The sequence below is a fragment of the Stenotrophomonas maltophilia group sp. Smal32 genome, from assembly GCF_030237085.1.
GTDB lineage: Bacteria > Pseudomonadota > Gammaproteobacteria > Xanthomonadales > Xanthomonadaceae > Stenotrophomonas > Stenotrophomonas maltophilia_Q.
In genome coordinates, this window is the sequence record NZ_JASJSI010000146.1 from 1 (window position 1) to 8,633 (window position 8,633).

Genomic DNA, 8,633 nt, shown 5'->3' on the forward strand with positions numbered 1-8,633 from the left:
CCGTAAACCCGTCCTTGGGGGCTCGATGGCGCCATCCATGGCGCCAACGGTCCTGCCCACCCACACCGCCCCGCCTCTGACAGATCCCTGCGGCTGTTGGTAGGTGTCGACCTTGGTCGACACGGTGGGTCCACGCCATGCGTGGATGAATGTCTGTCAGATTTCGAAATCAGAAGATGGGGTCAGATCCGTTTTCCTCCGGAAAACGGATCTGACCCCAGACTTTGCTGGCAGATCGCAGGAAACTGTCGAAGGCGGGGTGGGGCCGGTTGCGGGGGCCAGATCAGTGAGCCGCATGGATGGGGCGACCGAGCCTCCATGGACGGATTCACGGCGTCCCCCGCAACCGGACCCACCCCGCCATCCCACAGGAAACCCGCTTCTGCTTCGGCTGTTGCTGTTGCTTCGGTTCGCAGCAGGTGCAGGGCTGCAAGCCCTGCCGACCAACACCCTGCTTACGAACGGCTGACGTGACGCTCATGCGCCATGCGCGAGGCTGTCCGCTAGGCTGTTCGAGTGGAGGTAGCAACGGTGCACTGGCAAAGCGCGCAGGCCTACGCATGGCCGTTGGGATTGGCAGCAGTAGCGGGTGGCATCGGCGCGTGGCTGATCCTCTGGATCTATCATCGGCTGAAAGGGCGTGATCGTCGGCGCGCGCGCATCGGTCGCGTGCTTGGCCTGCCGATGGCGACCGCGTGGCCACTGCTGCTGTTGATCCCCGCGCTGCAGGCCACGCCGCTGCAGGATCCCGTGCTGGGCAATCTGCAGCATGTGCTGCACATCGCGCTGACCGCCTGCTTCATCTGGTTGCTGGTACGCGCGGTGGCGGCGGGTGAGCGCGCGATCCTGCGCGGCCATCCCATCGATGTCTCCGACAACCTGGAAGCGCGCCGCATCCAGACCCAGACGCGGGTGCTCAGCCGCGTGTTCATGGGGGGCATCATCGTGCTCGGCGCCTCGCTGGTGCTGTTGACCTTTCCGATGGTGCAGAAGATCGGCACGGCTCTGCTGGCCTCGGCGGGTCTTATCGGCCTGGTGGCCGGCATTGCGGCCAAGCCGGTGTTCGGCAATCTGATCGCTGGCCTGCAGATCGCAGTGACGCAGCCGATCCGGCTGGACGATGTGGTGATCGTTGAAGGTGAGTGGGGACGCATCGAGGAGATCGGCAGCAGCTACGTGGTGGTGCGCATCTGGGACGAGCGGCGGATGGTGGTGCCGTTGACCTGGTTCATCGAGAACCCGTTCCAGAACTGGACGCGGCGCAGTGCCGATCTGCTCGGCACGGCCTTCCTGTGGTTGGACTACCGGGCACCGATTGCGGCGATCCGCGCCGAGCTGGAGCGCATCTGTCGTGGCGAAGCGCTGTGGGATGGTCGGGTCTGCGTGACCCAGGTGACCGAAACCAGCGAACGCGCGATCCAGGTGCGGCTGCTGGTCAGCGCACGCAGTTCCGGCGATGCCTTCGACCTGCGTTGCCTGGTGCGTGAGCGCATGCTCGATTTCCTTGCGCGCGAGCATCCGCAGGCGCTGCCGCAGGTACGTGCACGTGTGCAGCACGATGATGAGCTGGATAGGCCGCGCGGTCCGCGGGCGCGTACCGCGGATGTGCGGTCGCCGGGGGCTGAAGATGGCGAAGCCGCGATCGTGCCGATGGAGCCCGACCAGCCTCTGTAGGGCCGAGCCATGCTCGGCTGCCTTCGATTTTCCGATGAAGCCGAACGTGGGCTCGGCTCTACATAAACGCGATCAAGGCTCGCCAGCGTCGATCAGTGCGTCAGTATCAAAGTGCGGCGGTCGCCGGGCACGGGTGCGCTGCTCGTAGGCGTAGGCCATCTCGATCAGCTTCGGCTCGCTCCAGGCGGTGCCCATGAACAGCAGGCCGACCGGCAGGCCATCGATCTGGCCCATCGGCACGGTCAGGCTGGGGTAACCGGCCACGGCGGCGGCGCTGTAGCTCTCGCCGGGGAAGTCGTCGCCCTCGCTGCGGATCGGCCACGCCACGCCGGTGGTCGGCGCCACCAGCGCATCGAGTTGATGGGCGGAGAGGGCGGCATCGATGCCTTCCGGGCCGGCCAACCGGCGCGCATCGCTGCGCGCGCGGATGTAGGCAGGGTCTGCCAGGCCAGCGGTGGCGTCAGCCTCTACCAGCAGTTCCTGGCCGAACAGGCCCAGTTCCTGCTTGCTGTGGGCCTGGTTGAAGGCGATCAGCTCGGCAAGGCTGCGCAGCGGGGCGCGATGGGTGCTGAAGTAGCGCTCCAGGCCCGCCTTGAATTCGTACAGCAGCAGCGTGCGCTCGGCCTCGGCCCATGCGCCCTGGTTGGGCAGTTCGACGGGTACCACGACGGCACCGGCGCGACGCAGCTCGATCGCCGCCTGATCGATCAGCGGCGGCATGCCGCGGTACTTCAGCAGCGGCGTCTGCAGCAGGCCGATGCGTTTGCCGCGCAGGCCCTGCGGGTCCAGGCGTGCGGTGTAGTCGTAGACCGCGCGGCCGGGCATGGTCGCGGTGGCGGGATCGGCGTCATCGCGGCCGGCGATCGCGGTCAGCACGGCAGCAGCATCGGCGACGCTGCGTGTCATTGGTCCGGCGGTGTCCTGGCTGAAGGAGATCGGTACGATGCCATCGCGGCTGACCAGCCCGACCGTCGGCTTCAGGCCGACCACGCCGTTGATCGCCGCCGGGCAGACGATGCTGCCGTCGGTTTCGGTGCCGATCGCCACGCTGGCCAGGTTGGCGGCCACGGCCACCGCGCTGCCGCTGCTGGAACCGCACGGTGAATGGCTGATGCGGTAGGGGTTGCGGGTCTGGCCACCGCGCGCGCTCCAGCCGGAGATGGAGTCGTTGCCGCGGAAGTTGGCCCACTCGCTGAGGTTGGTCTTGCCCAGCACCACGGCGCCGGCGTCGCGCAGCCGGCGCACCAGATAGGCGTCGTCCGGGCGGAAACCCTGCAGGGCCAGCGAGCCGGCACTGGTGGCCATCGGTGCGGCGTTGATGTTGTCCTTCAGCAGCAGCGGGATGCCATGCAGCGGACCGCGCAGGCGTCCTTCGCGGCGCTCGCGGTCGCGGGCGGCGGCTTCCTTCAGGGCATCGGGGTTGAGCTCGATCACCGCGCGCAGGCGTGGCCCGGTGCGGTCGAGGCTGGCGATGCGCTGCAGGTAGGCCTGGGTCAGGGTGGTGCTGTCCAGCTCACCGGCGGTCATCCGCGCCTGCAGGTCGGCGACATCGGTTTCGGCGTACGGGAACGGCACGTTGCGGCTCGCAGGTTCGGCCGCATGCGCGCTGGGCGTGGCCGGGCTGCAGCCAGCCGAAAGCAGCGCAGGCAGCGCGGCGAGCAGGCAGGTCAGCAGAGGCGGCAAGGACGGGCGCATGGGGCGGCTTGGTCGGCTCCAACCCCCAGTGTAGCCGGTGCTCAGCGGTGGCGCTTGCGCAGGTCGCGGGCGAGGACGTAGACCACGATCAGGTTGATCGCCAGGATGGTCCACGACGGCCAGCCGGGATGGCGGATGATCGCGAAGATGTCGAAAGGCAGGTACAGCGAGGCGGTCAGGCAGCCCAGCCAGGAGGCCCAGGCCTTGGCCCGCCACAGGCCCCAGGCCTCGACCAGGTGCAGCAGGCCGTAGCCGATCATCCCCGCCGCGGCCAGGTGGACCGCATCGGGGCTGATCATGTGCAGCAGCGAGGGCAGGGTGCCATGGTCCGGATCCAGGCTGAAACGCCGGATCAGGGCCATGATGCCGTGCCGTAGCGGCTGCGGTCCGAGCACTTCCAGCCCGGTGGCGGCCAACAGCGCCAGCATCGCCTTGCTCGCTTCAAGCAGGGCGATGACGTGGAGACCCGGATGCCGGTGCGGATCCGGGTTGTAGCCGCTCTGGTTCACGGGGTGCTGGCTCAGCCGCCGCGCGAAGCCTTCTTGCGGTCGCTTTCGGTCAGGAACTTCTTGCGCAGACGGATCTCCTTCGGGGTGATCTCGACCAGCTCATCGTCTTCGATGAAGTCCAGGGCCTGTTCCAGCGAGTACTTGATCGCCGGGGTCAGCTGGATCGCATCGTCCTTGCCCGAAGCGCGCATGTTGGTCAGCGGCTTGGTCTTGATCGCGTTGACGGTCAGGTCGTTGTCCTTGGAGTGGATGCCGACCAGCTGACCTTCATACACGTTGTCGCCTTCAGCAGCGAACAGCTTGCCGCGCTCCTGCAGCGGGCCCAGCGAGTAGGCCGGGGTGGTGCCCGGCGCATTGGCGATCATCACGCCGTTGATGCGCTTGGCGATCGCGCCCTGTTCCTTCGGACCGTAGTGGTCGAACACGTGGAACAGCAGGCCCGAACCCTGGGTGAGGGTCTTGAACTCGTTCTGGAAGCCGATCAGGCCACGGGCCGGGATCGAGTATTCCAGGCGCACACGGCCCTTGCCGTCCGATTCCATGTTCTTCAGCTGGCCCTTGCGGGTGCCCAGCTTTTCCATCACGCCGCCCTGGTGGATTTCTTCGATGTCCACCACCAGTTGCTCGATCGGCTCCATCATCTGGCCGTCGATTTCCTTGATGATCACTTCCGGACGCGACACGGCAAGCTCGTAGCCTTCGCGGCGCATGTTCTCGATCAGCACCGACAGGTGCAGTTCGCCACGGCCGGAGACCAGGAACTTGTCGGCGTCTTCCAGCTGCTCGACCTTCAGGGCCACGTTGTGGACCTTTTCACGGTCCAGGCGGTCCTTGATCTGGCGGCTGGTCAGGAACTTGCCACCGGACAGGTCCTTGTTGCCGGCGAACGGCGAGTTGTTGACCTGGAAGGTCATCGAGATGGTCGGCTCGTCGACGGTCAGCGCCGGCAGCGCTTCCGGGAAGTCCGGTGCGCAGATGGTGTCGGAGATGGTCAGCTCCTGGATGCCGGAGATGGCCACGATGTCGCCGGCCTCGGCCGAATCCTGCTCGATGCGCTCCAGGCCCATGAAGCCCAGCACCTGCAGCACCTTGCCGTTGCGCTTCTTGCCTTCACGGTCGATGACCGCGACCTGCATGTTCTTCTTCAGGGTGCCGCGCTGGATGCGGCCGATGCCGATCACGCCCACGAAGTTGTTGTAGTCCAGCTGGCTGATGCGCATCTGGAACGGGCCTTCCGGGTCCACTTCCGGGCGCGGCGCGTGCTGCATGATCGCTTCGTACAGCGGGGTCATGTCGCCGTCACGCACGGTGTCTTCCAGGCCGGCATAGCCGTTCAGGCCCGAGGCGTAGACGATCGGGAAGTCCAGCTGCTCGTTGGTGGCGCCGAGCTTGTCGAACAGGTCGAAGACCTGGTCGATCACCCATTCCGGACGGGCGCCCGGACGGTCGACCTTGTTGACCACGACGATCGGCTTGAAGCCCATCGCGAAGGCCTTCTGGGTCACGAAGCGGGTCTGCGGCATCGGGCCGTCCATCGCATCGACCAGGATCAGCACGGTGTCGACCATCGACAGCACGCGCTCGACCTCGCCACCGAAGTCGGCGTGGCCGGGGGTGTCGACGATGTTGATCCGGTTCTTGATGCCGGTCTTCTTGTCTTCCCAGGTGATGGCGGTGTTCTTGGCCAGGATGGTGATGCCGCGTTCCTTTTCCTGGTCGTTGCTGTCCATCACGCGCTCGGCGAGGACGGTACGCTCGGACAGGGTGCCGGACTGCTTCAGCAGCTGGTCGACCAGGGTGGTCTTGCCATGGTCGACGTGGGCGACGATGGCGATGTTGCGAAGATTTTCGATGGACATACGAAAGGGGGCCAGTCGGCGCCGGATTTGGAAAAAGAAGTCCAACATTATACGTCGAACTTGACGATTCGCGAAAAGGTGGATTTCACGCCTGTCACGGGGCCCATTCAGCTGGCCATCCGCCGCGCCGGCCGAGGCCGCCAGGACCCCGCTGCGCGGCTCCCCGTCCGTGGGCTGAAGCGGGGCGCTTCACCAATGGTCGAAGCCGCCGCCGACACGAGGCGGGTGTAAACTAGGTGGCTAGACGCATTCCCCTTTGCATCAAGGATCTTCATGTCCCTCATCGCCACTTTCGACACCACCCAGGGCCCGATCAAGGTCGAGCTGTTTGCCGACAAGGCGCCGCTGACCGTGGCCAACTTCGTGAACCTGGTCAAGCACGGCTTCTATGACGGCCTGATCTTCCACCGCGTGATCGCCGACTTCATGATCCAGGGCGGCTGCCCGCAGGGTCGTGGCACCGGCGGCCCGGGCTACAAGTTCGAAGACGAGAAGAATGGCGTGAAGCACGAGGTCGGCTCGCTGTCGATGGCCAACGCCGGCCCGAACACCAACGGCAGCCAGTTCTTCATCACCCACATCAAGACCGACTGGCTGGACGGCCGCCACACCGTCTTCGGCAAGGTCCTGGAAGGCCAGGCCATCGTCGATTCGGTCAAGCAGGGTGACGTGATCCATTCGATCACCCTGGAAGGCGACGTCGACGCCGTGCTGGCCGCCCAGGCCGACCGCGTCGCCGAGTGGAACAAGCACCTCGCCGCCTGATCCCCCTTCGAAACGGCCACCCACGGGTGGCCGTTTCCCTGTTCCCCGCCGCCCGCCAGGCCTGCGTGGCTCCGCCCGCGGCGTCCCATCAAACGCTTGCAAGCAAGAGGAAACCCCCATGAAAGCACCCGTTCGTGTTGCCGTGACCGGCGCCGCCGGCCAGATCGGTTATGCCCTGCTGTTCCGCATCGCCTCCGGCGAAATGCTGGGCAAGGACCAGCCGGTCATCCTGCAGCTGCTGGAACTGCCGGTCGACAAGGCCCAGGCCGCCCTGAAGGGCGTGATGATGGAGCTGGAAGACTGCGCCTTCCCGCTGCTGGCCGGCATGGTCGGCACCGATGACGCCGAAGTCGCGTTCAAGGACGCCGACATCGCCCTGCTGGTCGGCGCGCGTCCGCGCGGCCCGGGCATGGAGCGCAAGGACCTGTTGCTGGAAAACGCCAAGATCTTCACCGCCCAGGGCGCGGCGCTGAACAAGGTCGCCAGCCGTGACGTGAAGGTGCTGGTGGTCGGCAACCCGGCCAACACCAATGCCTACATCGCCATGAAGTCGGCCCCGGACCTGAAGCCGGAAAACTTCACCGCCATGCTGCGCCTGGACCACAACCGCGCGCTGAGCCAGCTGTCGACCAAGCTCGGCAAGCCGGTCGGTGGCATGGAGAAGCTGGTGGTGTGGGGCAACCACAGCCCGACCATGTACCCGGACTACCGTTTCGCCACCGCCGATGGTGCGTCGATCGCCGATGCGATCAACGACCAGGAGTGGAACGCCAACACCTTCATCCCGACCGTCGGCAAGCGCGGCGCGGCGATCATCGAAGCCCGTGGCTCGTCCTCGGCTGCGTCGGCCGCCAACGCCGCCATCGACCACGTGCGTGACTGGGTGCTGGGCAGCAACGGCAAGTGGGTCACCATGGGCGTGCCGTCCGACGGTTCCTACGGCATTCCGGAGGGCGTGATCTTCGGCTTCGCGGTGACCACCGAGAACGGCAAGTACACCCTGGTGAAGGATCTGCCGATCGACGACTTCAGCCAGAAGTACATCGACAAGACCCTGGCCGAGCTGGAAGAAGAGCGCGCCGGCGTCGCCCACCTGCTGGGCTGATACGGGCCTCGGCCGGTAGGTACCGACCGTGGGTCGGTACGCAGAAGACGGGGAGGCTTCGGCTTCCCCGTTTTCATTTGGAATTCCTGGAACCGCATGATCCACCTGCACTACATCGACGACGCGCTGCTGGTAGCTGAAAAGCCCGCCGGCCTGCTGTCCGTGCCTGGCCGCAGCGCCGAGAACCAGGACTGTGTCGTCGCGCGCCTGCAGGCGCTGTATCCGGATGCCTTGACCGTGCACCGCCTGGACCAGGTGACCTCCGGGCTGCTGCTGCATGCGCGTGGCAAGGACATGCAGGCGGCGTTGTCGATGCAGTTCGAGCAGCGCCAGGTTGGCAAGTGCTACGAAGCCGTTCTGCAGGGCCTGCTTGAGGGCGATGCCGGCGAAGTGGACCTGCCATTGATCGTGGACTGGCCGAACCGGCCGAAGCAGATGATCGACCATGAGCGCGGCAAGCCGGCGCTGACGCGTTGGCGCGTGCTGGCCCGTGATGCTGAAGCGCAGCGCACGCGCGTGGCGCTGGAACCGATCACTGGCCGCAGCCATCAGCTGCGCCTGCACATGGCCAGCCTCGGCCATCCCATCGTCGGCGACGTGCTGTATGACGCGGCGCCGGCGCAACGCGTGCATCTGCATGCGCGCAGCCTGCGGTTTACGCATCCGCTGACGGGCGAGGCGCTCGCGTTCGAGTCCGCGGCTCCGTTCTAGGGGGAGGCGGCAGGGCCTGCAGCCCTGCACCTGCAGAATCAACATCAACATCAACATCAACATCAACGTCAAAAGCGGGCTGTCCGTGGGTTGGCGGGGCGGTATGGGTGGGCAGGACACGCCGTAAACCCATCCATGGGGGGGGGGTGGGGGGCCCCCTGGGGGCCCCCCCCCCCCCCCGCGGGGGGGGGTGTCGTTTTAACAAAAACCCCCCCCCCCCACCGCCGCCGCTGGCGGGTGGGGGGGTGGGGGGGTGTGTTCCGGGGGGGGGGGGGGGGGGGGGGGGGGGGGGGGGGGGGGGGGGGGGGGGGGGGG

At 66.6% G+C, this 8,633-nt stretch carries 7 protein-coding genes; 4 read left to right on the forward strand and 3 right to left on the reverse strand.

Annotated features, from left to right (window positions below):
* The first annotated feature begins 531 nt into the window (after window positions 1-531).
* Window positions 532-1,674 carry a mechanosensitive ion channel family protein gene (locus QRO91_RS20730; protein ID WP_197651134.1) on the forward strand — a complete coding sequence of 381 codons (1,143 nt, stop codon included), beginning with the start codon at window positions 532-534 and terminating at the stop codon, window positions 1,672-1,674.
* 72 nt (window positions 1,675-1,746) lie between these two features.
* Here QRO91_RS20730 and QRO91_RS20735 read toward each other — a convergent pair whose 3' ends face one another.
* Genes QRO91_RS20735 through typA form a run of 3 tightly spaced genes read right to left on the reverse strand, consistent with a single transcriptional unit; the run spans window position 1,747 to window position 5,737 of the window.
* Complete coding sequence (locus QRO91_RS20735) at window positions 1,747-3,369, reverse strand: amidase (protein WP_197651135.1); 1,623 nt, start codon at window positions 3,367-3,369, stop codon at window positions 1,747-1,749.
* A gap of 41 nt (window positions 3,370-3,410) precedes the next feature.
* On the reverse strand, window positions 3,411-3,878 hold the full coding sequence (locus QRO91_RS20740) for a DUF2127 domain-containing protein (protein WP_049432763.1): 468 nt from the start codon (window positions 3,876-3,878) through the stop codon (window positions 3,411-3,413).
* Between the two features lie 11 nt (window positions 3,879-3,889).
* Window positions 3,890-5,737 carry a translational GTPase TypA gene (typA, locus tag QRO91_RS20745; RefSeq protein WP_010483969.1) on the reverse strand — a complete coding sequence of 616 codons (1,848 nt, stop codon included), beginning with the start codon at window positions 5,735-5,737 and terminating at the stop codon, window positions 3,890-3,892.
* Between the two features lie 273 nt (window positions 5,738-6,010).
* On the opposite strand from typA, the gene QRO91_RS20750 reads away from it, so the two are divergent.
* The 3 genes from QRO91_RS20750 to QRO91_RS20760 all read left to right on the forward strand — a co-directional run bounded on the left by QRO91_RS20750 (window position 6,011) and on the right by QRO91_RS20760 (window position 8,318).
* The gene (locus QRO91_RS20750) at window positions 6,011-6,502 is read left to right on the forward strand and encodes a peptidylprolyl isomerase (RefSeq protein ID WP_005408225.1); all 492 of its coding nucleotides are present in this window, start codon (window positions 6,011-6,013) and stop codon (window positions 6,500-6,502) included.
* Between the two features lie 118 nt (window positions 6,503-6,620).
* Window positions 6,621-7,607 (forward strand): malate dehydrogenase, encoded by a 987-nt coding sequence (locus QRO91_RS20755; protein ID WP_004153634.1) that lies wholly within the window; start codon window positions 6,621-6,623, stop codon window positions 7,605-7,607.
* Window positions 7,608-7,703: 96 nt separating this feature from the next.
* The gene (locus QRO91_RS20760; protein WP_197620061.1) at window positions 7,704-8,318 is read left to right on the forward strand and encodes an RluA family pseudouridine synthase; all 615 of its coding nucleotides are present in this window, start codon (window positions 7,704-7,706) and stop codon (window positions 8,316-8,318) included.
* Window positions 8,319-8,633: the final 315 nt, after the last annotated feature.

Excerpts from the sequence above, each read along its gene's own strand:
- QRO91_RS20760 (WP_197620061.1), top strand. The coding sequence starts at position 7,704 with ATGATCCACCTGCACTACATCGACGACGCGCTGCTGGTAGCTGAAAAG.
- QRO91_RS20750 (WP_005408225.1), top strand. The coding sequence starts at position 6,011 with ATGTCCCTCATCGCCACTTTCGACACCACCCAGGGCCCGATCAAGGTC.
- QRO91_RS20735 (WP_197651135.1), bottom strand. The coding sequence starts at position 3,369 with ATGCGCCCGTCCTTGCCGCCTCTGCTGACCTGCCTGCTCGCCGCGCTG.
- typA (WP_010483969.1), bottom strand. The coding sequence starts at position 5,737 with ATGTCCATCGAAAATCTTCGCAACATCGCCATCGTCGCCCACGTCGAC.
- QRO91_RS20755 (WP_004153634.1), top strand. The coding sequence starts at position 6,621 with ATGAAAGCACCCGTTCGTGTTGCCGTGACCGGCGCCGCCGGCCAGATC.